This window comes from Nocardioides sp. (assembly GCF_025964975.1).
Classification (GTDB): domain Bacteria; phylum Actinomycetota; class Actinomycetes; order Propionibacteriales; family Nocardioidaceae; genus Nocardioides.
In genome coordinates this window covers 1-25,056 of the sequence record NZ_JAOPXV010000177.1, presented here as the reverse complement: position 1 = coordinate 25,056, position 25,056 = coordinate 1, and the positions used below count along the sequence as shown (strand labels likewise).

Annotated in this window: 24 protein-coding genes, 3 tRNA genes and 1 pseudogene; 12 read left to right on the top strand and 16 right to left on the bottom strand. The window is 70.0% G+C overall.

Annotation, left to right across the window (positions count from 1 at the left end; genetic code table 11):
• Together JWN68_RS13460 and JWN68_RS13455 are read left to right on the top strand one after the other, a co-directional pair.
• Positions 1-491: pseudogene (locus JWN68_RS13460) on the top strand (adenosine deaminase); the annotation flags it as partial.
• Positions 488-1,030, top strand: coding sequence for a DUF4190 domain-containing protein (locus JWN68_RS13455; protein ID WP_297739735.1), 543 nt, complete (start codon positions 488-490; stop codon positions 1,028-1,030). The pseudogene JWN68_RS13460 and the gene JWN68_RS13455, both read left to right, overlap by 4 nt.
• Before the next feature lie 10 nt (positions 1,031-1,040).
• Here JWN68_RS13455 and JWN68_RS13450 read toward each other — a convergent pair whose 3' ends face one another.
• From JWN68_RS13450 to JWN68_RS13420, 7 genes are all read right to left on the bottom strand, one after another.
• Positions 1,041-2,102: a UDP-N-acetylmuramate dehydrogenase gene (locus JWN68_RS13450; protein WP_297739733.1), complete on the bottom strand. Its 1,062-nt coding sequence runs from the start codon at positions 2,100-2,102 to the stop codon at positions 1,041-1,043.
• On the bottom strand, positions 2,095-2,484 hold the full coding sequence (locus JWN68_RS13445; RefSeq protein WP_297739731.1) for a MaoC/PaaZ C-terminal domain-containing protein: 390 nt from the start codon (positions 2,482-2,484) through the stop codon (positions 2,095-2,097). The genes JWN68_RS13450 and JWN68_RS13445 overlap by 8 nt, the downstream gene beginning before the upstream one ends.
• Positions 2,481-2,879, bottom strand: coding sequence for a MaoC family dehydratase N-terminal domain-containing protein (locus JWN68_RS13440; RefSeq protein WP_297739730.1), 399 nt, complete (start codon positions 2,877-2,879; stop codon positions 2,481-2,483). The genes JWN68_RS13445 and JWN68_RS13440 overlap by 4 nt, the downstream gene beginning before the upstream one ends.
• A gap of 63 nt (positions 2,880-2,942) precedes the next feature.
• Entirely contained in the window at positions 2,943-3,113 is a 171-nt protein-coding gene (gene rpmG / locus JWN68_RS13435; protein WP_056887613.1) for a 50S ribosomal protein L33, read from the bottom strand.
• Between the two features lie 42 nt (positions 3,114-3,155).
• Positions 3,156-3,229 (bottom strand) — tRNA-Met (locus tag JWN68_RS13430).
• A 43-nt stretch (positions 3,230-3,272) separates the two neighbouring features.
• Positions 3,273-3,345 (bottom strand) — tRNA-Thr (locus tag JWN68_RS13425).
• A 46-nt stretch (positions 3,346-3,391) separates the two neighbouring features.
• Complete coding sequence (locus JWN68_RS13420; RefSeq protein ID WP_297739723.1) at positions 3,392-4,792, bottom strand: amidase; 1,401 nt, start codon at positions 4,790-4,792, stop codon at positions 3,392-3,394.
• 84 nt (positions 4,793-4,876) lie between these two features.
• On the opposite strand from JWN68_RS13420, the gene JWN68_RS13415 reads away from it, so the two are divergent.
• Positions 4,877-5,260 (top strand): hypothetical protein, encoded by a 384-nt coding sequence (locus tag JWN68_RS13415; RefSeq protein WP_297739721.1) that lies wholly within the window; start codon positions 4,877-4,879, stop codon positions 5,258-5,260.
• On the opposite strand, the gene JWN68_RS13410 is transcribed toward JWN68_RS13415, so the two are convergent.
• Positions 5,252-5,845 carry a DNA-3-methyladenine glycosylase I gene (locus JWN68_RS13410; protein ID WP_297739719.1) on the bottom strand — a complete coding sequence of 198 codons (594 nt, stop codon included), beginning with the start codon at positions 5,843-5,845 and terminating at the stop codon, positions 5,252-5,254. The two genes, JWN68_RS13415 and JWN68_RS13410, sit on opposite strands and share 9 nt — an antisense overlap.
• A 40-nt stretch (positions 5,846-5,885) precedes the next feature.
• On the opposite strand from JWN68_RS13410, the gene JWN68_RS13405 reads away from it, so the two are divergent.
• Positions 5,886-6,452: a TerD family protein gene (locus JWN68_RS13405; RefSeq protein WP_297739717.1), complete on the top strand. Its 567-nt coding sequence runs from the start codon at positions 5,886-5,888 to the stop codon at positions 6,450-6,452.
• 1 nt (position 6,453) lies between these two features.
• On the opposite strand, the gene JWN68_RS13400 is transcribed toward JWN68_RS13405, so the two are convergent.
• Together JWN68_RS13400 and JWN68_RS13395 are read right to left on the bottom strand one after the other, a co-directional pair.
• A complete protein-coding gene (locus JWN68_RS13400; protein ID WP_297739715.1) occupies positions 6,454-7,167 on the bottom strand; it encodes a flavodoxin family protein in 714 nt (237 codons plus the stop codon).
• Between the two features lie 43 nt (positions 7,168-7,210).
• Positions 7,211-9,613 carry an FdhF/YdeP family oxidoreductase gene (locus JWN68_RS13395; protein ID WP_366519807.1) on the bottom strand — a complete coding sequence of 801 codons (2,403 nt, stop codon included), beginning with the start codon at positions 9,611-9,613 and terminating at the stop codon, positions 7,211-7,213.
• A gap of 84 nt (positions 9,614-9,697) precedes the next feature.
• Between JWN68_RS13395 and nemA the strand changes: the two genes are divergently transcribed.
• Positions 9,698-10,786: an N-ethylmaleimide reductase gene (gene nemA, locus JWN68_RS13390; protein ID WP_297739713.1), complete on the top strand. Its 1,089-nt coding sequence runs from the start codon at positions 9,698-9,700 to the stop codon at positions 10,784-10,786.
• On the opposite strand, the gene JWN68_RS13385 is transcribed toward nemA, so the two are convergent.
• Positions 10,768-12,015, bottom strand: a complete 1,248-nt coding sequence (locus tag JWN68_RS13385) for a multidrug effflux MFS transporter (protein WP_297739711.1) — start codon at positions 12,013-12,015, stop codon at positions 10,768-10,770. The two genes, nemA and JWN68_RS13385, sit on opposite strands and share 19 nt — an antisense overlap.
• A 96-nt stretch (positions 12,016-12,111) precedes the next feature.
• Between JWN68_RS13385 and JWN68_RS13380 the strand changes: the two genes are divergently transcribed.
• Entirely contained in the window at positions 12,112-14,001 is a 1,890-nt protein-coding gene (locus JWN68_RS13380; protein WP_297739709.1) for an ABC transporter ATP-binding protein, read from the top strand.
• Positions 13,998-15,917 carry an ABC transporter ATP-binding protein gene (locus JWN68_RS13375; RefSeq protein WP_297739707.1) on the top strand — a complete coding sequence of 640 codons (1,920 nt, stop codon included), beginning with the start codon at positions 13,998-14,000 and terminating at the stop codon, positions 15,915-15,917. The genes JWN68_RS13380 and JWN68_RS13375 overlap by 4 nt, the downstream gene beginning before the upstream one ends.
• Positions 15,918-15,944: 27 nt before the next feature.
• On the opposite strand, the gene JWN68_RS13370 is transcribed toward JWN68_RS13375, so the two are convergent.
• A complete protein-coding gene (locus JWN68_RS13370) occupies positions 15,945-16,487 on the bottom strand; it encodes an NUDIX hydrolase (RefSeq protein WP_297739704.1) in 543 nt (180 codons plus the stop codon).
• Positions 16,488-16,509: 22 nt separating this feature from the next.
• Positions 16,510-17,706 carry a homogentisate 1,2-dioxygenase domain-containing protein gene (locus tag JWN68_RS13365; RefSeq protein ID WP_297739702.1) on the bottom strand — a complete coding sequence of 399 codons (1,197 nt, stop codon included), beginning with the start codon at positions 17,704-17,706 and terminating at the stop codon, positions 16,510-16,512.
• Positions 17,707-17,777: 71 nt separating this feature from the next.
• Here JWN68_RS13365 and JWN68_RS13360 point away from each other — a divergent pair, with 71 nt between their 5' ends.
• Genes JWN68_RS13360 through JWN68_RS13350 form a run of 3 tightly spaced genes read left to right on the top strand, consistent with a single transcriptional unit; the run spans position 17,778 to position 20,855 of the window.
• Positions 17,778-18,653, top strand: a complete 876-nt coding sequence (locus JWN68_RS13360) for a hypothetical protein (RefSeq protein WP_297739700.1) — start codon at positions 17,778-17,780, stop codon at positions 18,651-18,653.
• Positions 18,650-19,873 (top strand): fumarylacetoacetase, encoded by a 1,224-nt coding sequence (gene fahA / locus JWN68_RS13355; protein ID WP_297739698.1) that lies wholly within the window; start codon positions 18,650-18,652, stop codon positions 19,871-19,873. Before JWN68_RS13360 ends, fahA begins: the two co-directional genes overlap by 4 nt.
• 25 nt (positions 19,874-19,898) lie before the next feature.
• The gene (locus tag JWN68_RS13350; RefSeq protein WP_297739696.1) at positions 19,899-20,855 is read left to right on the top strand and encodes a phosphodiesterase; all 957 of its coding nucleotides are present in this window, start codon (positions 19,899-19,901) and stop codon (positions 20,853-20,855) included.
• On the opposite strand, the gene JWN68_RS13345 is transcribed toward JWN68_RS13350, so the two are convergent.
• Positions 20,831-21,505, bottom strand: a complete 675-nt coding sequence (locus tag JWN68_RS13345) for a hypothetical protein (protein ID WP_297739694.1) — start codon at positions 21,503-21,505, stop codon at positions 20,831-20,833. The two genes, JWN68_RS13350 and JWN68_RS13345, sit on opposite strands and share 25 nt — an antisense overlap.
• 79 nt (positions 21,506-21,584) lie before the next feature.
• Positions 21,585-22,925, bottom strand: a complete 1,341-nt coding sequence (locus JWN68_RS13340; protein WP_297739692.1) for an MFS transporter — start codon at positions 22,923-22,925, stop codon at positions 21,585-21,587.
• Between the two features lie 106 nt (positions 22,926-23,031).
• Here JWN68_RS13340 and JWN68_RS13335 point away from each other — a divergent pair, with 106 nt between their 5' ends.
• Complete coding sequence (locus tag JWN68_RS13335; RefSeq protein WP_297739691.1) at positions 23,032-24,252, top strand: tannase/feruloyl esterase family alpha/beta hydrolase; 1,221 nt, start codon at positions 23,032-23,034, stop codon at positions 24,250-24,252.
• Between the two features lie 82 nt (positions 24,253-24,334).
• Here JWN68_RS13335 and JWN68_RS13330 read toward each other — a convergent pair.
• Positions 24,335-24,417: transfer RNA gene (locus tag JWN68_RS13330), tRNA-Tyr, on the bottom strand.
• 102 nt (positions 24,418-24,519) lie between these two features.
• Between JWN68_RS13330 and JWN68_RS13325 the strand changes: the two genes are divergently transcribed.
• Positions 24,520-25,011, top strand: a complete 492-nt coding sequence (locus tag JWN68_RS13325; protein ID WP_297739689.1) for a YajQ family cyclic di-GMP-binding protein — start codon at positions 24,520-24,522, stop codon at positions 25,009-25,011.
• The last annotated feature ends 45 nt before the right edge of the window (positions 25,012-25,056 follow it).

The following is a 25,056-nucleotide window of genomic DNA, read 5'->3' as shown; positions in this document are numbered from 1 at the left end:
CCGGCGCGTTCGAGATCGCCGAGCGGGCCGGGCTGGTCCTCGTCCCGCACGGCGGCGAGCTGCTCGGCCCCGACCACGTGCGGACGTGCCTCGACACGCTGCACGCCCGACGGCTGGGTCACGGCATCAGGTCGGCCGAGGACGCCGACCTCCTCGCGCGCGTGGTCGACGCGGGCGTGGCCCTCGAGGTGTGCCCGGTCTCCAACGTGGCGTTGGGTGTCTACTCCGACCTCACGTCAGTGCCCCTCCCCCAGCTCATCGAGGCCGGCGCGACCATCGCCCTCGGCGCCGACGATCCCCTGCTGTTCGGCTCCAGGCTGGCCGGCCAGTACGCCACGATGCGCGCGGCGCACGATCTCGACGACGCCACCCTGGCGGAACTGGCGCGCGGCTCGTTCGCCGCGTCACGGGCACCCACCGAGACGGTCGCCGCGGCGGATGCGGCGATCGACGACTGGCTGGCGCGAGTTCCTGAGATACTTCCCCCGTGACGCCACCTGACGAGCCGCCGAGCAACCCCTACGACCCTAACTGGCCCAAGCCGGAGCAGCCCCAGAGCCAGCCCCACGACCAGCCCCCGACCGGCGCGACGCCCTACGGACAGCAGCCCCCGGCGCAGCCCTACGGCCAGCAGCCCCCGCCCGGCCAGACGCCCTACCAGCCCTACGGCCAGACGCAGCCCTACGGCCAGGCGCCGTACGGCGCACCCTCCTACGGTGGCGCGTCCGCGGCCCCGCCGCACCCGTCCGCGACGACCTCCATGGTCCTGGGCATCTGCGCCCTCGCCGGCATGTTCTTCTGTGTCGTTCCGATCCTGCTGGCGCCGTTCGCCTGGTTCATGGGCGGCAGGGCGGTCAAGGAGATCGACGCCCAGCCGGGACGTTATTCCGGCCGGGAGCAGGCGCAGGCCGGCCGGATCATGGGCATCATCGGCACCGTCCTGCTCGTGCTGGGCCTGCTCGGGATCTTCTTCCTCATCCTCAGCATCGGTCTCGCCAGCGAGTCGGCATACAACGATCCGACCTACTGAGCCTCGTCCGCTAGAGGTTGCAGCCCACGAGCACCGGCTCATTGACGAGGCGTACGCCGAAGGCCTGCTCCACCCCGTCGCGGACCTCTCGCGCCAGGGCGAGCAGGTCCTCGGTGCTGGCCTCGCCCCGGTTGGTGAGCGCCAGGGTGTGCTTGGTCGACAGGCTCGCGCGCCCGCCTCGCAGGTCGAGGCCGTAGCCCTTGACGAAGCCGGCCCGCTCGATCAGCCAGGCGGCGCTCGACTTCACGGTGCCGTCCGCCTGGGGCCACTTCGGAGCGTCGGCCGGCAGGGCCGCAGCCTGGTCCGGGCCGAGGTGCGGGTTGGTGAAGAACGAGCCCGCGCTCCAGGTGTCGTGGTCACCGGCGTCCAGGACCATGCCCTTGCTGGCGCGCAACTCCAGCACGGCGTCGCGCACCTCGCCCAGCGGGGCACGCTGGGACGTCTCGACGCCGAGGGCACGCGCGAGCTCGGCATACTCGATCGGCGCACCCATCGTGCCGGTGCGGAACTGGAAGTCGACGCTGAGCACGACGTGGCGCGAGGGGTCGGTCTTGAACCGCGAGTGCCGGTAGCCGAAGCCGCAGTCAGCGGCGGCGAAGGTACGCAGGCCGCGCAGCGACCGGTCCCAGACGCGGACCGAGGCGATGGTCTGCGACACGTCCTGGCCGTAGGCACCGACGTTCTGGATAGGGGTGGCGCCGACGCTGCCCGGGATCCCGGACAACGCCTCGACGCCGACCCAGCCCCGCTCGACCGCCGTGGCGACGAGGTCGTCCCAACCCTCACCGGCGGCCACCCGGACCATGACACCGCCGCAGACGCCCTCGCGGTCATCGGTGTCCGGGGTGACGCCCGAGGTCGCCACCTCGACGACCCGCCCGTCGAAGCCGACGTCGGCCACCACCAGGTTGGAGCCACCGCCGAGCACCAGCACCGGGGTGCCGTCGGCGTCCGCGGTGGAGACCGCCTCGACGAGCTCGGCCTCGGTGGTGGCGCGCACCCATTCTCGGGCCGGTCCCCCGAGATGCAAGGTGGTGTGGTCGGCGAGCAGGCTGGGCGATGACTCAGGCACGTACGACAGCCTTGGGCATTCCCAGCACCTTGGTGCCCTCGCACGTCACCTCGAGCGCGATCGTGGCCAGGCCGTCCTCGACCTTCTTGACGGTGCCGGAGACGTGCACCTCGACCGAGCCGCCAGCGGGGACGACGACCGGGTTGGTGAACTTGCAGCCGACCTCGACGACCTCGGCACCACCGGTCCACGTCGACACCGCGCGACCGGCCAGCCCGAGCGTCAGCATGCCGTGGGCGATCACACCCGGCAGACCCACGCTGCGGGCGACGTCCTCGTCCTGGTGGATCGGGTTGGGGTCCCCGGCGGCCTCGGCGTAGGCGACGAGGTCGGCCCGCGTCAGCTCGTAGCTGATCGGCTCGAACACGTCGCCCGGGATCATGACTGGCCCCCCGTGTGGACCAGGGTGGCCTTCGCCGTACAGACGAGGGACCCGTCGGCGTCGTGGATGGCGCTGGTCGTGCCGATGATGTCGGCACCACCGATCTGGCGCAGGCTCGCCACGCTCAGGGTCGCGGTCAGGCTGTCGCCGACGCGGATCGGGCGCTCGTAGGTGAACCGCTGCTCGCCGTGGATGATCCGGAACAGGTCGATCTGCTCCGCCGCCAGGAAGGTCTGCATGGCGTCGAAGGCCAGCACGATCGGGTAGGTCGGCGGGACGTCCTCGCCGGCGGCCGCCCCGAGGGCAGCGGCAAACGCCGCGACGTGCTCGCGGGTGACCGCGCGAGGAGTGGTCGGCGCGAACTCACGCCCCACCAGGGACTGATCGACAGGCATGGGCGTGAGCCTAAATGACGTCAACCCGCCAGGGTGCCTGGCGGGTCGACGGCGTTGATCAGATCAGCGGGTCTCGCGGTGCGCGGTGTGCGTGCGGCAGCGCGGGCAGAACTTCTTCAGCTCGATGCGGTCGGGGTCGTTGCGGCGGTTCTTCTTGGTGATGTAGTTCCGCTCCTTGCAATCGACGCACGCGAGCGTGATCTTGGGGCGAACGTCAGAGCTCTTGCTGGCCACGGGAAAGTCCTTCGTAGGTTTGAATCGATCGAGGCTGTTCGGTAGCGGGGGCGGGACTCGAACCCGCGACACCACGATTATGAGCCGTGTGCTCTAACCACCTGAGCTACCCCGCCGCCAGGCAGGCGCTTCGCCAGACTAGACGATGCTCCGACCCAGAGCCCCTTTACGGAATCGAACCGTAGACCTTCTCCTTACCATGGAGACGCTCTGCCGACTGAGCTAAAGGGGCAACGACGGAGAAGAATACACAGGCCCGTGCGGGAACCGAAATCGCCTCACTGGTCCTGGATCCGCGGCCACGGAGCGGCCTCCTCCAGCTCCAGCGCGAGCTCCATCAGACGTGCTTCGCGGCCGTGCCCGGAGCCGAACATCATCCCCTGCGGCAGGCCGGTCGAGGTGGTCGCCAGCGGCAGCGAGATCGCCGGTTCGCCGGTCGCGTTCTGCAGTGGGGTGAAGGCGACCCAGTCCATCAGCCGGTCCATCACCTGCTCGTAGTCGGCCGTCGGGTCGAGGTGGCCCACGGTGGGGGTGGCGGTGGCGAGGGTGGGGGTCAAGGTCACGTCGTAGACGGCGTGGTGCTTGGTCGCGAGCCGCCTGCTGGCGCCGAGGCCGGCGATGGCGAGCGGGAGCTTGTGCAGGTTGCGCTGGCAGTGCCGCGCCAGCCCCAGGGTGAGGTTGTCGAGCTGGGTCGCGTCCCACGTCGGGCCGTGCTGTCGCCTGCCGCTCCTGACGATGAACATGGCCAGCGAGGCCCAGTAGAGGATGAACTGGTCGGCGAAGCGGCCCGGCACGGGCGGATCGATCTCCTCGACCCGGTGGCCGAGCGACTCCAGGAGGGCCGCGGTCTTCAACGTGAGCTCCCGCACCTCCGGTGAGGCGTCGCGGCCGATGCCGCTGGTCACCACCGCGATCCGGAGCCGGGAGCGCCCGGGACGGTTGATGTCGCCGATGGGGGCCAGCCGCGGGTGGCGGAACACCTTCTCGGCCTCGCGGTAGAACGCCGCCGTGTCGCGGACGCTGCGGGTGAGCACGCCGTCGGAGACGATCCGGACGGGCATGTCGCGCATCAGCTTGTCCTGGGCCAGGCGGTTGCGGGTCGGTTTGAGGCCGACGAGTCCGTTGACGCTCGCGGGGATGCGGATCGAGCCCCCGCCGTCGTTGGCGTGTGCGATCGGCACGACCCCGGCGGCGACGAAGGCCGCCGAGCCGGCTGACGAGGCGCCGGCGTAGTGGTCGGTGTGCCACGGCGTGCGGACCGGCCCCAGTCGCGGGTGGTCGACCGCACCGCTGAAGCCGAACTCCGAGAGCCGGGTCTTGCCGAGCGGGACCAGACCGGTGGCGAGATACATCCGGGCGAAGTCGCCGTCTCGCTTGGCCGGGGCAGCCACGAAGGCGTCGCTGCCGTGCTGGGTCGGCATCCCTGCCACGTCGACGTTGTCCTTGAGGAAGGTCGGCACCCCCGCGAAGAACCCGGGGCGCGGCGCCCTCGCCTCGGCCCTGGCCCGGTCATAGGCCTCGTGCGCCAGCGCGCCCAGGCGTTCGTCAACGGCCTCGGCGCGGGCGATCGACGCCTCGATGACCTCCGGGATGGAGAGTCCCTGCCGATAGGCCGCCACCAGGCCGACCGCGTCGAGCTCCTGCAGGACGTCGTCGGCGAAGGCGTGCACGCGAGTCATGGCAAGCGAACCTAGCGAAGATCTTCACCGAACCTCCACGACTTGTCCGCCCGTCCCACCACGAGCGCGCCTAGCGTCGTCCCCATGACGACGTCGATCTACTACTCCTCCGCCGTGGCTGTCGCCGTCGGCACCGTGCTCCTCCTGGTCTTCGGCATCGGCGCGCTCGGCATCATCGGCGACGGCGGTCGGCCGGACATGTTGTACGGCGCCGCGCTCGCCGTCGGCCTTGCCGGGGCCCTGATCACGCGGTTCCGTGCCGACGGCATGGCCGTGTCCATGGCAGCCACCGCGATCGTCACGGTGCTGGTCGGGATCGGAGCGGTGGTCGCCGGGCTGCACGAGGACGGATCGGCGTTCGACGTACTCATGATCTCGAGCATGTACGCCGCACTGTTCACCACCTCCGCCTGGCTGTTCAGGCGCGCAGGCGAGACCTCCGCGGATCGCAGGACCAGCTCAGCCTGACCACACGCCGCTGGCGCCGCGCCGGTGGCACCCCACGAGGTGGTCGTCCACGATCCCGATCGCCTCCATCAGGGCATACATCGTCGTAGCGCCGACATGGGCGAAGCCGATGCGCTTCAGCTCCGTGGACAGGGCGATGCTCTCCGGGCTCGTGGTGGCCTGGTCCGCGGTGTCGTGCGGCGCGGGAGTCGTGTCGGGACGGAACGACCAGAGGAGGTCCACCAGTCCGCCTCGGTCGCGCAGGGCGACGGTGGCCCGAGCGTTCGTCACTGCGGCGTCGATCTTGCGCCGGTTGCGCACGATGCGGGGCTCGGCCATGAGTCGCTCGACGTCGCCATCGCCGTACGCAGCGACGACATCCGCCTCGAAGCCGGCGAAGACCTCCCGGAAGGCCTCCCGCTTGTTGAGGATCGTCAGCCAGGACAGGCCCGACTGGAAGGCCTCCAGGGTCAGCCGCTCGAGGTGGGCGGCCTCGCCCTCGACCGGCATCCCCCACTCGATGTCGTGATAGGCGAGGTTGACCGGGTCACCGGCCCCCCAGGGGCAGCGCGCGACCCCGTCGTCGCCGATCACCGGTCCGGTCATGCCCCCATCCTGGCAGGGCTCGACGGGTAGGTTCGGGACCATGATCGAGCTCAGCAAGGGTCAGGACTTCACCGTGGCCGACCAGGAGGGTGCGCCCCTGACCCTGGTGCAGATGGGCGTCGGCTGGGAGCACGTCCCCACGGCCGGCTTCTCCGGCAGCGGCACCGCGCCCGTCGACCTCGACGCCTCGGCAGTCCAGTTCGCCGGAGGCACGCTCTTCGACCTTGCCTTCTTCAACAACCTGACCACCCGCGACGGCTCCGTGGTCCACCTCGGGGACAACACCACCGGCCAGGGCGAGGGCGACGACGAGACGATCAGCGTCGACCTCGCGAGGGTCTACGCCAAGGTCGACACGATCCTCTTCCTCGTCAGCAGCTATCAGGGCCACTCACTGGAATACGTCCGCAACGCCTACTGCCGTCTCAGCGACGACCACGGCACCGAGCTCGCCCGGATCACCATCACCCTCGGCGTCCGCGAGACCGGGTTGGTCATGGCGAAGCTGGTCCGCGACGGCGGCGGCTGGAAGCTGCAGGCGATCGGGACCGGTATCGCCCTCAAGACGCCCACCGACTCGATCGAGTCGCTGTTGCCGTACGTGTGAGTCAGGCTCGATGTTCCGGGTTCTCGTAGTCGAAGCGCGCGCCCGCGTCCCACTGCGTCCGGGAGTTGCCGTGCGCGGGGAAACCGCCAGCGGACCGGAGCAGGGCGGCGAGCTGCATGAGGTTCCAGGTCATGAACGTGGTGTTGCGGTTGGTGAAGTCGTTCTCCGGGCCGCCGCTGCCCTCGTCGAGGTAGGACGGGCCAGGACCGGCCTCGCCGATCCAACCGGCGTCGGCATTCGGCGCAATGGTGTAGCCGAGGTGCTGCAGCGAGTAGAGGAGGTTCATCGCGCAGTGCTTGATCCCGTCCTCGTTCCCGGTGAGGAGGCATCCGGCGACCCGGCCGTAGTAGGCGTACTGCCCCTTGCCGTTGAGCTCGCCCGACATCGCATAGAGCCGCTCGATGACGCGCTTCATCACCGAGGAGTTGTCCCCGAGCCAGATCGGACCCGCCAGCACGAGGATGTCGGCGTCTCGCACGCGCGGCCACAAGGCGGGCCACTCGTCGGTGTCCCAGCCGTGGTCGGTCATGTCGGGGTAGACGCCGGTGGCCAGGTCGTGGTCCACGGCGCGGACCTGGTCCACCTCGACCCCGTGCTTGGACATGATCGCGGCGCTGGCATCGATCAGCCCCTGCGTGTTGCTCCGCTCGGGACTCTTCTTGAGGGTCGCGTTGATGAAGATCGCCCTCAGGCCGGTGAAGTCGGGGTCGGTCACGTCGACACTCAGCACGGCGACCGGCCGGTGCACCAGCCCCTGGTCAGCTCAAGTGGTGCGGGTGGTCGGTTCGCAGCGAGCCGGGGCCCTGGTCGGGAGAGCCGGGCGCCGATCCGGGCTGCGCCGGAGGACGGTCCAGCCGCACGACGATGGACTTGTAGACGGGCTGGTTGCTCTTCTCCGCGGTCGAGTCGAGCGGCACGAGGGCGTTGGCCTCCGGGTAGTAGGCCGCCACGCATCCGCGCGGCTGGTCGTAGGGCAGGACGCGGAAGGAACGCACCACCCTCTCGACGCCGTCGCGCCACTCGCTGACCAGGTCGACGAGGTCTCCGTCGACGAACCCGAGGTCACGCAGGTCGTCGGCGTTGACGAACACGACTCGGCGACCGCCCTTGACCCCGCGGTAGCGGTCGTCGAGGCCGTAGATGGTGGTGTTGAACTGGTCGTGCGAGCGCATCGTCTGGAGGAGGAAGCGGCCCTTCGCCACGTCGAGCACCTCGAGCGGCGTCGAGGTGATGACCGCCCTGCCGCTCGGGGTCTCGAAGACCCGGTTGTCGCGGGGCGGATGGGGCAGCACGAAGCCGCCTGGTTGGTCGACCTTGTCGTCGTACGACGCACAACCGGGCACGACCCGGGCGATGCGCCGGCGGATCTCGGTGTAGTCGTCGCGCAGGGTCGCCCAGGGGACGGGCGAGGCGGCGCCCAGGGTGGCCAGAGCCAGGGAGCAGACGATGTCGACCTCGGAGCGCAGGTGCTCTGACGCCGGCTCCAGGGGACCTTGGGAGGCATGCACCGCCGACATGGAGTCCTCCACCGTCACCCGCTGGACCCGGCCGCCGGTGCGGTCCTTCTCGCTCCGTCCGAGGACGGGGAGGATGAGCGCCTCTCCGCCGTGGACGACGTGCGAGCGGTTGAGCTTGGTGGAGACGTGGACCGTGAGGGCGGCGTTGCGCATCGCTGCCTCGGTGGCGGCCGTGTCGGGCGCTGCGCCGACGAAGTTGCCGCCCATGCCCATGAAGACGCGCGCCTTGCCGTCACGAAGAGCCGTGATGGCACCCACCGTGTCGTAGCCGTGCTCACGGGGCGGCTCGAAACCGAACTCGTCGCGGAGCGCGTCGAGGAAGTGCTCAGGCACGCGCTCCCAGATGCCCATCGTCCGGTCGCCCTGCACGTTGGAGTGACCGCGCACCGGGCACAGCCCGGCGCCCGGCTTGCCGATGTCTCCCCGCAGGAGCGCGACGTTGACGATCTCCTTGATCGTGGCCACGGCGTTGTGGTGCTGGGTGATGCCCATGGCCCAGCACGTGACCGTCGCCGGCGACTCGGCGAACATCCGAGCCGCCTCGGTGACCTGCTCGCGCGTGAGCCCCGTGGACGCCTCGACCTTGCTCCAGTCGAGCTCCGCGACGTGCTGGGCGTAGTCGCTGAAGCCGGTCGTGAACTCGGCGAGGAAGTCGTGGTCGACCGCGTCCCACTCGACCAGAAGCGCACCGATCGCCTGGAAGAGCGCGAGGTCACCGTTGAGGCGGACGGGCAGGTGCAGGTCGGCCAGGGCGGTGCCGACAGTCAGGCCCTTGGCGTGCTGGGGGTTCTTGAAGCGGACCAGCCCCGCCTCCTTGAGCGGATTGATGGCGACGATGCGAGCCCCGTTGGACTTCGCCTCCTCGAGCGCGGACAGCATCCGCGGGTGGTTGGTGCCGGGGTTCTGCCCCACGACCACGATCAGCTTGGCCTGGTGGATGTCCTCGAGACTGACCGAGCCCTTGCCGATGCCGATCGTCTCGTTGAGCGCCGCGCCCGACGACTCGTGGCACATGTTGGAGCAGTCGGGGAGGTTGTTGGTGCCGAAGGCCCGGACGAAGAGCTGGTAGACGAACGCGGCCTCGTTGGAGGTCTTCCCCGAGGTGTAGAAGATCGCTTCATCGGGGCTCTCCAGCCGATGCAGATGGCCCGCCATCGTGGCGAACGCGTCGTCCCAGGAGATCGGTTCGTAGTGCGAGGCTCCCGGACGCAGCACCATCGGCTCGACGATGCGGCCCTGCTTGCCCAGCCAGAACTCGGTGCGCTCGCTGAGGTCCGCGACCGAGTGGGTGGCGAAGAACTCCCGGTCCAGCAGCTGCTGGGTGGCCTCCTCGGCCACTGCCTTGGCCCCGTTCTCGCAGAACTCCGCCGTGTGCCGGTGCCCCGGCGCGGGGTCGGGCCAGGCACAGCCCTGGCAGTCGAAGCCGTCGACCTGGTTGAGCCGGAGCAGCGAGGACGCGGTGCGGCGTACGCCCATCTGGCCGATCGCGCGGCGCATTGCCACCGTGACCGCCGTCATCCCAGCCGCTGAGTGCGCCGTCGACTCGACCTCCACCTGGCTCTCGTCGATGTCGTGCTCGGGCACCTGGCGAGCACTGTTGCGCAGTCGGGCAGGCGCATCTCGCAGCTGGGAGAGAAGGGTCACTCGCTCATCCTGCCTCGTGCGTCCAGCAGGCGACCGGATCCAGGGTCGTCGGAATAGCCGGTCACGAGGGCAGGTTGGCCCCCCGTGCCCACACTCTTCGAGCCCCTGTCCCTCGGAGCGGTGACGACGCCCAACCGCGTCTTCATGGCCCCGCTGACCCGCATGCGGGCGACCCAGCCCGGCGACGTCCCCAACGACCTGATGCGCAACTACTACACCCAGCGCGCCAGCGCCGGGCTGGTCATCTCCGAGGGCACCCAGATCAGCCCCGAGGGCAAGGGCTACATGGACACCCCCGGGATCCACAGCGACGAGCAGGTCGCCGGCTGGCGCACGATCACGGACGCGGTGCACGCCGCCGGCGGCCTCATCGCCGCCCAGCTCTGGCACGTCGGGCGGGTCTCCCACGAGTCGTTCCACGACGGTGAGCCTCCGGTGTCGGCCAGCGCTGCGCCGTACCGCAACCGCACGACGATCCGCGGCGAGGACGGCCGACCGACCCGCGCCAGCTGCCCCACCCCGCGCGCGCTCGAGCTCGACGAGATCGCGCGCCTGCTCGAGGACTACCGCCGCGCCACGATCAACGCGCGCGACGCGGGCTTCGACCTCGTAGAGATCCACGGCGCCCACGGCTACCTGCTCCACCAGTTCCTGTCCCCGGACAGCAACCAGCGGGAGGACCGCTACGGCGGCTCGCTCGCGAACCGGGCTCGGCTGATGCTCGAGGTCACCGACGCCGTCGTGGGGGCCTGGACGTCCGAGCGCGTCGGGATCCGCATCTCGCCGATCGGCTCCTTCAACGGCACCGAGGATCCCGACGGTGCCGAGTCGGGTTTGTACGTCGCCCGGGAGCTCGCCCGGCGCGACCTGGCCTTCCTCCACCTCTCCGAGCCCGACTGGGCCGGCGGTCCGCAGCTCGACGACGGCTTCCGCCGCGAGCTCAGGGCAACCCATCCCGGCCCGATCATCGGGGCGGGCAACTACGACGCGGACAAGGCCCAGCGGCTGCTCGATGCGGGCCTGATCGACGCGGCGGCCTTCGGGCGCGCGTTCATCGCCAACCCCGACCTGCCCCGGCGCCTCGAGGACGAGCTGCAGCTCAACGCACCCGACCCGGACACGTTCTACGGCGGCAACGAGGCCGGCTACACCGACTACCCGGTGTACGCCTGATCCCGCAGCGGCTCCCTCGTCGCTGAGCAGTGCCAGGCCCAGCACAAGGACCCGAGAGCAGCGACGACGAGGGCAGCGGCCGCCAGCCCCAGCGGCGTGACGGCGACGAACGGGGTCACGGCCACCGCCGCGACTGCGTTGAACGCGAGCGCCAGGAAGGATGCGCACGACATCACCGCGCCCCGACGCGTCGGCAGCAGGTCGAGGGTCATCAGCTGGATCGACGGATAGGCGAGGCCGTTGCCGAGCCCGAGCAGGCTGGGCCCGATGATCGCCCACGGAAGGTCGGTCGCGAGCGGGGACACGGAGATGGCGACGCCGATGACGCCGCCGGTGACGGTGAGGCAGTAGCCGATCGAGACGAGGGTGCGCTGCGTGATCAGGCCGGCCGTGCGGCCGCTGATCAGGGAGCCGAGCATCATGGCCCCGATCATCGGGACGAAGAGCTTCCAGAAGTCGAGCTCGCCGAGCCCCAGCAGGTCGACGACGAAGATCGCGGCGCCACCGATGTAGAGGAACTGGGCGCCGAAGCTCAGAGCGCCGGCCCAGGCCAGGCGGTGGAAGGCAGGCAGGCGAGCGACCTCCGTGAGCCCGCGGACGATCTCGCTCACGCGGAGCGGCACGCGAGCCGAGACCGGGTGCGTCTCGGGCAGCACGATCGCGGTGGCGGCCATGAGCACGATCCCCAGCAGGATCTGGACGGCGAAGACCAGCTCCCACGGTCCGATCTGCAGCAGGCCGCCGCCGACGACCGGTGCGATGGCGGGCGCGACACCGAAGATCAGTGCCACCCGGCTCATCAGCCGCTGCGCCTGCTCCCCCTCGAACATGTCGCGGATGACGGTCCTGCTCACGATCGTGGCCCCGCCGGCGCTCAGTCCCTGCACGACCCTGCCGAGCAGCAGCACCTCGAAGGTCGGGGCGAACGTGCAGACAGCCGAGCCGAGAGCGAACACTCCGACAGACCACAGCATGACGGGACGCCGGCCCAGCGAGTCGGACAGCGGCCCGTGGAAGATGCTCATCGCGGCGAAGGCCAGCATGTAGGCAGTGACGATCAGCTGCAGCTGGCCGGTGCTGATGGCGAACTCGTCGCGGATGTGCGGGAACGCCGGGAACGGCGTGTCGATGCTGAAGGGGCCCATCATCGAGAGCATCGCCAGCACGAGGGGGATGAAGGCGACGAAGCGTGGTGGCGCTACCTCCTCGACGCGTCCCGATGCGGTCATCTCGCCATCAGACCACTCGTGGGCGTTGCGCCAATCATCGGCGCAGCTCTTATTGCTTCGCGCGATGTCGGTGCGAGGACCTAGGCTTGGAAGCAAATGCAGGACTTCCCACCACGGATCGCGACGTTCTTCACGGGGACGGACGACGCCCCCACCTCCGACCCCGACACCCGGTCGCCTGCGGCGTTCCTGCGGTGGATGCTGCGACAGCAGACCCGCGTCATCGTGCTGTCGTCGCTCGCGTGCCTGCTCTGGCTGATGCCCATGACGTTCGGCCCCTACATCTTCGGCAGGGCCGTCGACGAGGGGATCCTCCAGGGTTCGACGCCCGACCTGCTGATGTGGTCGGGCGTCATGCTCGCCGTGGTCCTGGTCGGCGGCACCTTCGGGGTCGTGTTCCACACCCTGATCGTGCGGAGCTGGCTGATCAGCCTCTACGGCACGACCCAGATGGTGACCCGCAAGATCGCCCAGATGGGACACGTGCTGCCGCGTCGCTCCCCCACCGGCGAGGTCCTCAGCGTCTCCTCCAGCGACTCCGACGAGTTCGGTGCCCTCACCGAGATCCTGGCGCGAACGGCGGCCCAGCTGGTCTCCTACCTCACCGTCGCGGCCATCGTGCTGTCGATGTCGTGGCAGCTCGGCGTGCTTGTGCTGGTGGCGGCTCCGGTGCTGCTGGGTGCCGCGCTCCCGCTGCTCCGTCCGCTGCACCGGCGTCAGCAGGTCGAGCGCAGTCGCAACTCCGAGCTCACCTCGATGGCCACCGACATCGTCGCCGGCCTGCGCATCCTCCGCGGGATCGGCGGCGAGGACACCTTCGGTCGCAACTACGCCCTCCAGTCCCAGCGGGCTCGACTCGCCGGAGTCTCCTCCGGTGTGTGGCAGGCGGCCGTCGAAGGGATCGGCGTCCTCTTCGCCGGCATCTTCATGGTCAGCCTCGTCTGGCTCGGCACCCGGCAGGTCAACTCCGGCGAGCTGAGTGTCGGCGAGCTGGTGTCCTTCCTCGGCTACGGCCTCTTCATGGTCGGCCCCATCCGCACCTCCTTCGAGCTCGCCCAGAAGACGACCCGCGCGCTGGTGAGCGCCCGCAAGGCGATCGCGATCTTCGAGCAGCGTCCCCCGTGGCGTGAGCCGAGCGACCCCCAGCCCCTCGACGGCAGCGCCGAGATCCACGACGAGCTCAGCGGCTTCACCGCCCGCCCCGGCCAGCTCACGGTCGTGGTGAGCGCTGTGCCGGAGAAGAGCGCCGCCCTGGCCGACCGCCTGGGCCGCTACCTGCCCCCTGACACCGACCCCGTGGGCGAGGAGGACGGGGACGGTCTCAAGGGCCGTGCCGCACGCCGGGCCCGGGCCGATCGGGAGCGCCGGCGCGCACGCATCGCCGCGCGCGACGAGGAGGTGGCGACCCGTCAGTGGGGCGTGCGCCTCGGTGGTGTCGACCTGTCCGCGGCTCGCCTCGACGACGTACGCCGACAGGTGCTGGTCAGCGACACCGGCAGCGGGCTGTTCGCCGGCACCCTCCAGGACGCCATCGACCCGCACGGCCGGCTGACGCGCGAGGAGGCCGAGGCGGCACTGCGCGTGGCCAACGCCGAGGACGTCTACGACGCGCTTCCCGAAGGGTGGCAGGGCCAGCTGGACGAACGCGGCCGCGGGCTCTCGGGCGGACAGCGACAACGAGTGGTGCTCGCACGCGCGCTGGCCGCCGACGCGCCGATCCTGGTGCTCGTCGAGCCCACGTCGGCAGTCGACGCCCACACCGAGGCCCGCATCGCGGAGCGCGTGACCACCCTGAGGCACGGCCGCACGACGGTGGTCTGCACGGTCTCGCCGCTGTGGCTGCACCACGCCGACCGCGTCGTGCTGCTCGAGGACGGCCAGGTCGTCGCCGACGGCGAGCACGCCACACTCCTCGCCCACGACCCCGTCTACCGAGGTGTCGTCGTCCGGTCGCTGGACGACGTGGACGAGGTGCTGCTGCGATGACGGACCTGCTGGCCACGTCGCCGGACACCTGGCGCGAGCGCGACCTCGACCCGCCCGTGATCCCACCGGAGCTGCTGCCGCCCGGCAAGGTCTCGTGGCGCGAACGCAACGCCGCCTTCTGGCAGCGCCACGACGTGCGTCGTCAGCGTGCCGAGGACGTCTACGCCGCGTCCCGCAACCCCGAGCGTGGCTGGCCGGTGTCGGGCAACCGCGCCGTCCTCGCCTTCTTCCGCGAGCTGCTGGTGAGCCGACGCGGCATGTTCACGGCCCTGGTGGTGCTCAACGCCCTGGCGGCCGCCACCGGGCTGCTGGTGCCGCGCCTGCTCGGCGAGCTGGTCAACACCACCGTCGACGGGGGAGGCGGCCTGCCTCTCGACACGCTCGCCCTGGTCATCATCGGCGTGGTGCTCGCCCAGGCGGCGCTGACCTTCGTGGCTCAGCGCACCTCGACGTACTTCGGCCAGGACCTCCTGTCGACGGCCCGCGAATACATCGTCCGCACGATCCTGCGGCTTCCTCTCGGCGCGGTCGAGGGCGCCAGCACCGGCGACCTCGTCACCCGTGTCACCCGCGACGTCGGCACGATGAGTCGCTCGGTCCAGTACGGCCTGCCCATGGCGATCATCTCGCTGCTGACGGTCGTCCTCTCGGTCGGCGCGATGCTGCTCAACTCCGTCGTCCTGGCGGTGCCGGCGCTGCTCACCTTCGCGACGTCGGCCTGGGCGGTGCGCGGCTACCTCCGCCGGGCCCCCAAGGCCTACATCACCGAGGGCTCCACCTACTCGCGCATCAACACCACCCTCACCGAGACCGTCGAGGGCGCCCGAACCGTGGAGGCGCTGGGACTCTCCGGGGTGCGCGTGCGCGCCGGCAACGACGACATCGAGGTCTCGGCGCAGGCCGAGCGCTACACGATGTCGCTGCGCAACATCTTGTTCGTCGCGCTCAACTTCGCCTTCGGCACGCCGCGGGTCGTCACCCTCCTCGTCGGCGCCTACGCCTACCACCGGGGGTGGGTCGACCTCGGTCAGATCACCGCCGCCGTCCTGTACGTCGAAGCGCTGTCCGATCCCCTCGACCGACTGATCAGCGAGGTCGACCGGCTCCAGGTCGGTGCCGCGTCGACGAGCCGCCTCCTCGGCATCGCCGAGGTCAAGCCCGACCGGTCACCTGGAGACCGACTGCCCGACGGCGTCGAGCTCGTCGCCGAGGACCTCCGGTTCGCCTACCGTCCCGGCCACGACGTGCTCCACGGGGTCGACCTGCGGCTGGGCGTGGGCGAGCGGCTGGCCATCGTCGGGCCGAGCGGCTCGGGCAAGTCCACGCTGGGCCGCCTGCTCTCCGGCATCAACCGACCGCGGACCGGTTCGGCGACGATCGGCGGCGTCGAGCTGGTCGACCTGCCGCTCGAGGTCCTCCGTACCGAGGTGGCGCTGGTGACCCAGGAGCACCACGTGTTCATCGGCTCGGTCCGCGAGAACATCGTGCTGGCGCGCGAGGACTCCGACGACGACGCCGTCCGCCAGGCACTCAGCGCGGTCGGCTCACTCCTGTGGGTCGAGCGTCTGCCCCAGGGACTCGACACGATCATCGGCTCGGGCCGCTATGCCCTGACGCCCGCCCAGGCCCAGCAGGTCGCCCTGGCGCGCCTGATCATCGCCGACCCGCACACGCTCGTGCTCGACGAGGCGACCTCGCTCATCGACCCACGCACTGCGCGCACGCTCGAGGGCTCGATGAACAACCTGCTTGCCGGTCGGACCGTGGTCGCGATCGCCCACCGGCTCCACACCGCCCATGACGCCGACCGCATCGCCGTGGTCATCGAAGGCCGCATCGTCGAGCTCGGCAGCCACGACGAGCTGGTCGAGCTCGACGGCGAATACGCCGCCCTGTGGCGAGCCTGGACCAGCTGAGCGTCGCCCGGCCTCGGTCAACCGGCGTCAGCGGACCCGGCCGAGGTGCAGGAGCGCCAGCATCAGAGCCGCGACGGACTCGCCGTCGGTGATCTCGCCCCGCCCGACCATCGACAGGACGTCCGCGACGGGCACTCGACGAACGGCGGAGATGCCCTCGGCCGCCTGCTCGGCCCGGTCCTCGCTGACGCAGGTGACGCCTCGAGCGAGGAAGAAGTGCTCGGGAGCCTCGCAGATCCCGTTCAGCGCCTGCAGCGTGCCGAGCCGAAACCACTCCGCGGCCTCGTGACCCGTCTCCTCGAGCAGCTCACGCCGAGCGGCCGCAAGCGGGTCCTCGCCGTCGGTGCCCCCGGCCGGCACCTCCAGCGAGGGTCCGACGGTGTGGCGGTCGACCTGCACGAGCAGCAGCTCGTCGTCGTCGGTGAGAGCGACGACGAACACGGCGGGATGGCGCACGCTCATCACGCCGTAGATGCCCTCGTCCCCGCCCGGCCTCTCGACGGCGTCCTCGCGCACCCGCATCCACGGGTTCTCGTAGACGACCCTGCTCGACACGACCGGCCACGCCATGCGGGTGACCCTAGGCCACCGCTCAGTCGGTGCTGTCGACCGCAGCGGGTCCACGCCCCGCCCAGGTCCACGCGTAGGCCGGGTCCTCGACGGCGAGCCCGCCCTCACCGAGATCGAGCGGAGCGAAGGTGTCGACCATGACGGCCGACTCGTCGAAGTAGTCCGCCCCGAGCGACGCCTCGATGGCCGCCGGCTGTGGCCCGTGTGCGAAGCCGCCCGGGTGCAGGGAGATCGAGCCGAGGTTGATCCCCGATCCCTTGCGTGCCTCGTAGTCGCCGCCGACGTAGAACATCACCTCGTCGCTGTCGACGTTGGAGTGGTAGTACGGCACCGGGATGGCGAGCTCGTGATAGTCCACCTTGCGCGGCAGGAAGTTGCAGATCACGAAATTCCCGCCCTCGAAGACATGGTGCACCGGCGGCGGATGGTGGATCTTGCCGGTGAGCGGCATGTAGTCGTCGATGTTGAACGTGTAGGGGTAGAGGCAGCCGTCCCAGCCGACCACGTCGAAGGGGTGGGTCGCGTAGGTCATCCGGGTGCCGACGATCCCGGCGCTGGTGCGGTGCTTGACCAGCACCTCCACGTCGACGCCCTCGACGAGCAACGGCTCGCTCGGCCCGTGGAGGTCGCGCTCGCTGTAGGGCGCGTGCTCGAGGAGCTGCCCGAATCGCGACAGGTAGCGCTTAGGCGGGTGGATGTGGCTGTTGGCCTCGATCGCGAAGAGCTGGGAGGCCTCGCTCGGGACCCACCGGTGGGTGGTCGCGCGCGGGACCACGACGTAGTCGCCCGCGCGGTAGGGCACGACTCCGAACACCGACTCGACGGTGCCGGCTCCCGACTCGACGTACACGCACTCATCGCCGATGGCGTTGCGGTAGAGCGGGCTCGCCTCAGTGCCGGTGACCACGTAGCCGATGCGCACGTCGTTGTTGCCGAGGATCATCCGCCGTCCCTCGACGGGACAGGGCTCCGTCGTCAGGTCGTGGAGCTTGAGGTGACGCGCCTTGAGAGGGTGGTTGGGCGTACGGCTCTGGTCGGGAAGTTCCCAGACCTGGCTGTCGACCAGGGCCGACGGAACACCGCGGTGGTAGAGCAGCGCGGAGTCTGAGGAGAACCCCTCCTCCCCCATCAGCTCCTCGTAGTAGAGGCGCCCGTCGGGGTCGCGGTGCTGGATGTGCCGCTTGGGCGGGACTGCCCCGACACTGCGGTAGTGGGCCATCAGCCATCCCTCCGGTCGTCCGATAATCGGACCAACCCGTCCGTTATGCGCGATCTGACTACAGTAGCCCCGTGAGCACCGAACTGCCAGCCCATGTTTCTGGGGCCTCCGGGGTCCCGCCCCTGTGGTCGGGCTTCCTTGACGACGCCGCCGTCTTCCCGCCCGGCAACGCCGCGCTGCCTGACGCGGTCGCAGCCTTCCGGGCTCGCCGGGACGAGTGGTATGCCGACCTGGTGGCCTCCCTCGTCGTCACCGATGAACGCGTACCGGCCGTGTCGGACCCCGACATCCCGCTCTCGATCGTGGTCACCGGGGGCGCCGGGGCGATCGCCGGTGCCCTGCGGCTTGCAGTCAAGGCGGGCAACCCGGTCGCCGGTCTCGAGATCGCGCTGCGCGACCCCGACGACCTGGCCGGCAACGCCCGACGGGTGGTGGCGGCCGTCGACGCCGCCCGCGTCGACGGCCTGCTCGACGACGAGACACCGGTCTTCGTCGAGCTGCCCCCGACCGAGGTCACGCACGGTTGGGAGTCCGCCGCCGACGAGGTGGCGGGCGCCGAGCTGAGGCTGAAGTTCCGCACCGGCGGGGTGGAGGCGCATTTCTTCCCCAGCACCCAGCAGGTCGCGGCGTGGATCGACGCCGCGCTCGACCGAGAGGTCGCGTTCAAGTGCACCGCCGGCCTCCACAACGCCGTACGCCACCGCGACCCCGAGACCGGGTTCGAGCACCACGGCTTCCTCAATGTCCTGGTCGCCACCCAGCGACTCTTCGACGGCGGCTCCGATGCGATGGCCGACCTGGAGGAGAGTGACGCGAGCGCCCTTCTGGATCGGGCCGCCGACGTCGACCTGGCGCGGGCCCGCCGGTGGTTCACCGGCATCGGGTCCTGCTCGATCCTCGAACCCCTTGCCGACCTCACTGACCTCGGACTGATGGAGCGACCATGACCTTGTCGACCAGCTGGGTGGACGGAGCTGCGGGCTCCCTCTTCGACCTCGACAACCTTCCCTACGGCGTCTTCTCGACCCGCGACGACGGGGCTCGGCGCGTCGGCGTCCGCATCGGCGACCACGTGCTCGACCTGGCCACGGTGGCCGAGGTCGGCGATCCCGCCTCAGCCTTGGCCGCTGTCTGGCGCACGCCGTCACTCAACGCCTTCATGGCGATGGGCCCGGAGCAGTGGACGGTCGCCCGTGACTGGATCACCGAGGTGCTCCGCGACGAGCTGCATGCCGAGCGCACATCACCCCACCTCCATCGGCTCGACGCGGTCGAGCTCCATCTGCCGATCGAGATCGGCGACTACGTCGATTTCTACGCCTCCCTCCAACACGCCTCCAACGTCGGCCGAATGTTCCGGCCCGACCAGGAGCCGCTCCTGCCCAACTGGAAGCACCTCCCTGTCGGCTACCACGGCCGCTCCGGCACGGTGGTGCCGAGCGGCACCGACATCGTGCGTCCGTGCGGTCAGCGCAAGGCGCCCACGGAGGACAGCCCGACCTTCGGCCCGAGCCGGCGGCTCGACATCGAGGCCGAGCTCGGCTTCGTGGTCGGCGTCGGTTCGACCCTGGGCCAGCGCGTCGGCACCGACGCCTTCGCGGACCACACCTTCGGGGTCGTCGGCCTCAACGACTGGTCGGCCAGGGACATCCAGGCCTGGGAGTACGTCCCTCTCGGCCCGTTCCTCGGCAAGTCCTTCGCCACCTCGATCAGCCACTGGGTCACCCCGCTGGCCGCCCTCGACGCTGCGTGGACCGACCTGCCGGGCCAGGACCCGGAGCCGCTCGACTACCTGCGCGTGGAGCGACGCTCGGGGCTCGACATCGAGGTCGAGGTGCTGCTCAACGACATCGTGGTCTCCCGGCCGCCGTACTCCTCGATGTATTGGTCGCCGGCGCAGATGCTCGCCCACACCACCGCCAACGGCGCGAGCGTCCGCACCGGCGACCTGTGGGGATCGGGGACCATCTCCGGTGGCGAGCCCGAGCAGCGCGGCTCCTTCCTCGAGCTCTCCTGGGGCGGGGCGGAGCCCTTCACCGTCTTCGGCGTCGAGCGCTCGTTCCTCGAGGACGGCGACACCGTGACGCTGCGCTACACCGCTCCCGGGACCTCGGGCGGACGTATCGCGCTCGGCGAGGTCACGGGTCGGGTCCTTCCTGCGACCTGAGCCGGAACGTCCCTAGTCTGTGCCTGTGAAGCAGCTCGGTCAGTACCCCGGCCCCCGGCACGTCATCGCACACCTCTCCGACCCGCACCTGCTGGCGGGAGGTGCCTTGCAGTACGACGCCATCGACACCGAGGCAGGGCTGCGGCTGTCCCTCGAGCGGCTCGCAGCGGTCGACCCGCCGCCGCAGGCGCTGGTCTTCACCGGCGACCTCGCGGACAAGGGCGAGCCACAGGCCTACACCCGGCTCCGCGAGATCGTCGAGCCGGCAGCCGAGGCGATGGGTGCCGAGGTGATCTGGGTGATGGGAAACCACGACGAGCGCTCCGACTACTCGCGCGGTCTCTTCGGCGAGGCGTCCGACGCTCCGCAGGACCGCGTGCACGAGATCGACGGCCTGCGGATCATCTCCCTCGACAGCAGCGTGCCGGGCTACCACCACGGCGAGCTCTCCGACGACCAGCTGACGTGGTTGGCCGAGGTGCTTGCCACACCTGCCGAGCACGGCACCCTGCTGGCGCTGCACCACCCGCCGATCCCGCTCCCGATGCTGCGCGCCGCCGAGCTCATCGAGCTCCTCGAGCAGGACCGCCTGGCGGCCGCCCTCGAGGGCTCCGACGTGCGGGGGATCCTTGCGGGCCACCTGCACTTCTCGACGTACTCCCTCTTCGCCGGCATCCCGGTCTCCGTCGCCTCCGCGAGTTGCTACACGAGCGACCCCGCGCCGGTGGACCGCTTCGTGTCGGGGGTGAGCTCGGGCCAGGCGTTCACGATGGTCCACGCGTACGCCGACCGGCTGGTCCACACGATCGTGCCCCTCGACACCGGGACCGAGGTGACCGCCGTGGGCCTCGACATCATGGCTGCTGTCGAGGACCTCACGGCGGAGGAGGCGCGGGAGCTCGCATCGAACAAGACGTCACCGTTCAACGCCCAGCACGAGCTCGAGGAGGGCCAGGATCAGCTGCCGGTGACCACGACGTAGAAGCGCTTGCGGTTGCCGTCGGTGGTGACCTTGCCGTCGCTCAGTCGCGGGCTGACCACGAGGTGGTTGGTGTTGCCGGTGCCGGGCGGGGCACAGTTGACGACGCCGGGCTGGCACATCGCGACCGCGATCTCACCGGAGAACTCCGGGTTGAGGTCAGGGCCGTCCGCGCGGCCGTTCGTGATGGTGTCGCCGTTCTGGTCGGCGGTGTTCTGGAGCGCGATCGTCGCGACGATCCCGTTGTTGCTGAGGTCCTCACCGGCGTTGATGTAGACGTTGCCGTTGGCACGCACGCCGGCGGCGTCCGTGGCAGTCGGAGCCAGCACCGGGTACCCGGCGGTCACGGTGAAGCCACCGGACTGGGCGATGATCGCGCCGGACGCGTCGACGAGCGCCCAGCGACCGACACCGGCCGGCCCTGCCGGGCCTGCGGGGCCGGTGGGGAGCTTGGCGAAGTCGCGGGCCTTCAGCGACCCGTCGCGGACGTCCATCGAGCCCAGCGAGCTGTTCTTGATGTCGCGGCCCTTGAGGTTCTGGTCCTTGACGTCGACAGACTTGATCGAGTCGTTGCGGATGTCGTCCGAGCCGAGCAGGCCGGCTGCTGCGACGGACGTCCCGCTGGTGGCGATGACGAGAGCGAGGATGGACACGGCCATGGAGGGCGACGGACGCCTGAGTTGAAGGTTCATACGACGTGTTCGGAGTGACCCCCGTCACGGATTGGTCCGGTCACAGACCGGAGTCGGGCAGACCCGGATGCGTCCATTGCCGGCCGGCGCGCAGCTCGTCGGTGGCGCCGGGATGGTGCCGGTCGAGGTGGGTGATGGCGCGGCGGCGGTAGCGGAGGATCTGGATGATCCCCACCGCCCAGAAGAGGAGCTGGACGCTGAGAGCCCACCGGAAGTCGGTGAGGTCATAGCTGCTCATCCCGCCGGACTCGCGCAGGTCGAGCACGAGCCCGATGAGCGCCATCACGATCAGGGCACCGAGGAACCCGCCGCCATTGATCAGCCCGTTGGCCCGACCGGCGGCCTGCGACGGCGTGAAGGTCCGCGCCAGGTCGAAGCCGACCATGGACGCGGGACCACCCGTCGCGGTCGCGAACGCCATCACGACGATCAACGGCTTCGGCGCCGGGCCGTTCCAGGCCAGCACGGCCGCCCAGCTCGCGGCCATCGTGACGACGATCGCGATCACGATGAACGAGCGTCGATAGGGGTGTCTCGTGACGAGCGCGCCGAGCACGAGTCCGCTGATCACCACCCACACCACCATGGACGTGAGGAGCAGGCTCGCCGCCCGACCGCTCCAGCCCTCGCCGCGGACGAGGAACGGGAAGCCCCACAACAGCACGAAGGAGTTGATGGCGAACTGCGAGGAGAAGTGCGACCACATCCCCAGCCTGGTGCCGGGGTTGCCCCACACCACCCGGACCGACCGTGCCACCGCGCGCAGCTTCGCGTGCACGACCGTGTCCGTGCGGTACGGCGAGTCCTTCACCAGCATGAGCAGCGCGACCATCAGCACCAGGCCCATCGTCGAGCTCAGCCCGAACGCCTTGGTCCAGCCCAGCCGGTCCAGGGCAAGTGACAGCGGTGCGGCCGCCACGATGGCGCCGAGCTGGCCGGTGATGCCGGTGAGCTGTACGACGAACGGCGTCTGCCGGACCAGGAACCAGGCCGTCACCAGCCGGATCACGCTGATGAAGGTCATCGCGTCGCCCGCACCGAGGAGTGCCCGGGCCCCCACCGCCGTCGAGAACGACGTCGCGAACGCGAACCCGAGCTGTCCGGCGGTCATCAGCAGGAGCCCGCAGAACAGCAGTCGACGCGAGCCGAAGCGGTCGAGCAGCACTCCGACGGGCACCTGCAGTGCGGCGTACACCAGCAGCTGGAGGACCGTGAAGAGCGAGAGCTGCGCCGCGGTGATCTCGAACCGTTCGGCCGCGACCAGTCCCGCGACGCCGAGCGAGCTGCGGTTGAAGATCGCCAGCCCGTAGATCGCCAGTGCCACCGACCAGGTCACCCAGGCCCGGCGCTTGCCGATCTCGTGGAGCTGGGTCGGGCTCATGGGGCCAGTCTGCTCGGCGCACGGTTCGCAGCCACAGGCGGACCGTCCAGGTGTGTGAGTCCAGGACATTGTCCCCTTGTGATCGCGGACAGGAGGGTGGGCGGCCATGACATCCAGCACGAAGAAGATGGCGACTCGCGGAGTGGTCCTGGCGCTGCTGGCCGGCACCACGATCCTCGGCCTCGCCGCACCTGCTGCAACTGCCCCGTCCCCAGGTTCGGGCGCCGGGGGCGCGGGGCCGTGCGCCCGGGCGGACCGCCTCCAGGTTCGCGGCGCCGAGAAGCAGATGTTCGCGTGCCTCGACGACCTGACCACTGCGGGCACGGTCGTCTCCGGGCACACCAACCAGGCCGACTGGCAGCGCCTCCATGCCCCTGGCGCCACCAACCCCAGCAATGTCCCGAGCGTTCAGGTCGACGGGTACTTCCCCGACACCTCGACGACCAACACCAACAACGGCTGGCGGCACGACGCGCAGTTCGTGATCCGCCTTCCCGAGGAGTGGAACGGCGACATCGTCATCACGGGGACACCCGGGGTGCGTGGCCAGTACGCCAATGACTTCATCATCAGCGACTGGGTACTGAGCAAGGGCTACGCGTTCGCCGTCACCGACAAGGGCAACACGGGCGCCTCGTTCTACCGCGACATCCGCGCCGGGCGGGTCGATCCGCGAGTGGCACCGCCGAGTGACCGAGTCGACCCGCGCCACCGCGCGCGTCGTGCGATCGGCGTACGGCGACAAGGCCGACCGGACGTACATGGCGGGCATCTCCAACGGCGGCTACCTGACCCGGTGGCAGCTGGAGAACAACCCCCAGCTCTTCGACGGCGGGCTCGACTGGGAAGGCACCCTGTTCCGAGCGGAGCGGATCTACCGCGAGGAGCTGGACCCGGAGAGGGACGGAGCCCTCGACGCAGGCGTGCCGTTCTGCACCAGCGGGACGCCATACTGCACGCCGACTACGACTACGACGCCCGTCCCGCACCCGTGGAGGAGGCCGTCCGCTCCATCTCCCTGACCGGAAACATCAAGCGCCCGATGATCACCGTCCACGGCGACCTGGACACCCTGCTGCCGCCGGCTGTCGACTCCGACGTGTACGACCAGCTCATCGACGAGGCCGGTCGCTCCCGCCTGCACCGCTACTACCTCGTCGAGGACGGCACTCACGTCGACGGCCTGTACGCGGCCTACCCGGACCGCCTGCGCCCACTCCTCCCTGCGCCAGGGACACCTTCGACCTGCTCACGGCCGGGGTCGAGCAGGGACAGGCTCCACCGCCCGACCACTTCGTCCCACGGCCGAACGACGGCGACCTCATGAACACCTGCAGTCTCTGACGCAGCGACAACGAACGGACGACGCAGAACGGCCGGACCCCGTGGGGGTCCGGCCGTCTAGCGTGTGGCAGATGAAGGATTCGAACCTTCGAAGGCATAAGCCGACGGATTTACAGTCCGCTCCCATTGGCCGCTCGGGCAATCTGCCGGTGCCCGGACCCGACTTGAGTCGGCCGCAGGCGAGACGAAACAATAGCGCAGGCACCACACCAGACGAAAACCGCCGGGAAGCCGGCAAGGAGGAACCACCATGGCTGACGCGAGCTTCGACATCGTGAGCAAGCTCGACCGGCAGGAGGTCGACAACGCGCTCAGCCAGGCCGCGCGCGAGATCGCCACCCGGTTCGACTTCAAGGGAACCGGCGCCTCGATCGAGTGGAAGGGCGAGCAGGCCATCGAGATCACCGCGTCGGCGGACGACCGTGCCAGCGCCGTGCTCAGCGTCTTCCAGGACAAGCTGATCAAGCGCGACCAGAGCCTGAAGATTCTCGATGCCTCCGAGCCGCGCCAGTCGGGCCAGGTCTCCAATATCGACATCACTCTCAAGGAGGGCATCTCCTCCGAGGACGCCAAGAAGATCTCCAAGCTGATCCGCGACGAGGGCCCCAAGGGCGTCAAGGCGCAGGTCCAGGGCGACGAGCTCCGGGTGTCCTCGAAGAAGCGCGACGACCTCCAGGCCATCCAGCAGCTCGTGAAGAGCCAGGACTACGACTTCGCGGTGCAGTTCACCAACTACCGCTGAAACGTCTGGGTCGCCGCCCGGCGGTCGCGGTATCGAGCTCGAACG

Excerpts from the sequence above, each read along its gene's own strand:
- JWN68_RS13385 (WP_297739711.1), bottom strand. The coding sequence starts at position 12,015 with ATGACCGCATCGGGACGCGTCGAGGAGGTAGCGCCACCACGCTTCGTC.
- fahA (WP_297739698.1), top strand. The coding sequence starts at position 18,650 with ATGACCTTGTCGACCAGCTGGGTGGACGGAGCTGCGGGCTCCCTCTTC.
- JWN68_RS13410 (WP_297739719.1), bottom strand. The coding sequence starts at position 5,845 with ATGACCGGACCGGTGATCGGCGACGACGGGGTCGCGCGCTGCCCCTGG.
- JWN68_RS13370 (WP_297739704.1), bottom strand. The coding sequence starts at position 16,487 with ATGGCGTGGCCGGTCGTGTCGAGCAGGGTCGTCTACGAGAACCCGTGG.
- JWN68_RS13340 (WP_297739692.1), bottom strand. The coding sequence starts at position 22,925 with ATGAGCCCGACCCAGCTCCACGAGATCGGCAAGCGCCGGGCCTGGGTG.
- JWN68_RS13445 (WP_297739731.1), bottom strand. The coding sequence starts at position 2,484 with ATGATCCCGGGCGACGTGTTCGAGCCGATCAGCTACGAGCTGACGCGG.
- JWN68_RS13365 (WP_297739702.1), bottom strand. The coding sequence starts at position 17,706 with ATGGCCCACTACCGCAGTGTCGGGGCAGTCCCGCCCAAGCGGCACATC.
- JWN68_RS13375 (WP_297739707.1), top strand. The coding sequence starts at position 13,998 with ATGACGGACCTGCTGGCCACGTCGCCGGACACCTGGCGCGAGCGCGAC.
- JWN68_RS13415 (WP_297739721.1), top strand. The coding sequence starts at position 4,877 with ATGACGACGTCGATCTACTACTCCTCCGCCGTGGCTGTCGCCGTCGGC.
- JWN68_RS13380 (WP_297739709.1), top strand. The coding sequence starts at position 12,112 with ATGCAGGACTTCCCACCACGGATCGCGACGTTCTTCACGGGGACGGAC.
- JWN68_RS13440 (WP_297739730.1), bottom strand. The coding sequence starts at position 2,879 with ATGCCTGTCGATCAGTCCCTGGTGGGGCGTGAGTTCGCGCCGACCACT.
- JWN68_RS13420 (WP_297739723.1), bottom strand. The coding sequence starts at position 4,792 with ATGACTCGCGTGCACGCCTTCGCCGACGACGTCCTGCAGGAGCTCGAC.
- JWN68_RS13335 (WP_297739691.1), top strand. The coding sequence starts at position 23,032 with ATGACATCCAGCACGAAGAAGATGGCGACTCGCGGAGTGGTCCTGGCG.
- JWN68_RS13405 (WP_297739717.1), top strand. The coding sequence starts at position 5,886 with ATGATCGAGCTCAGCAAGGGTCAGGACTTCACCGTGGCCGACCAGGAG.
- JWN68_RS13325 (WP_297739689.1), top strand. The coding sequence starts at position 24,520 with ATGGCTGACGCGAGCTTCGACATCGTGAGCAAGCTCGACCGGCAGGAG.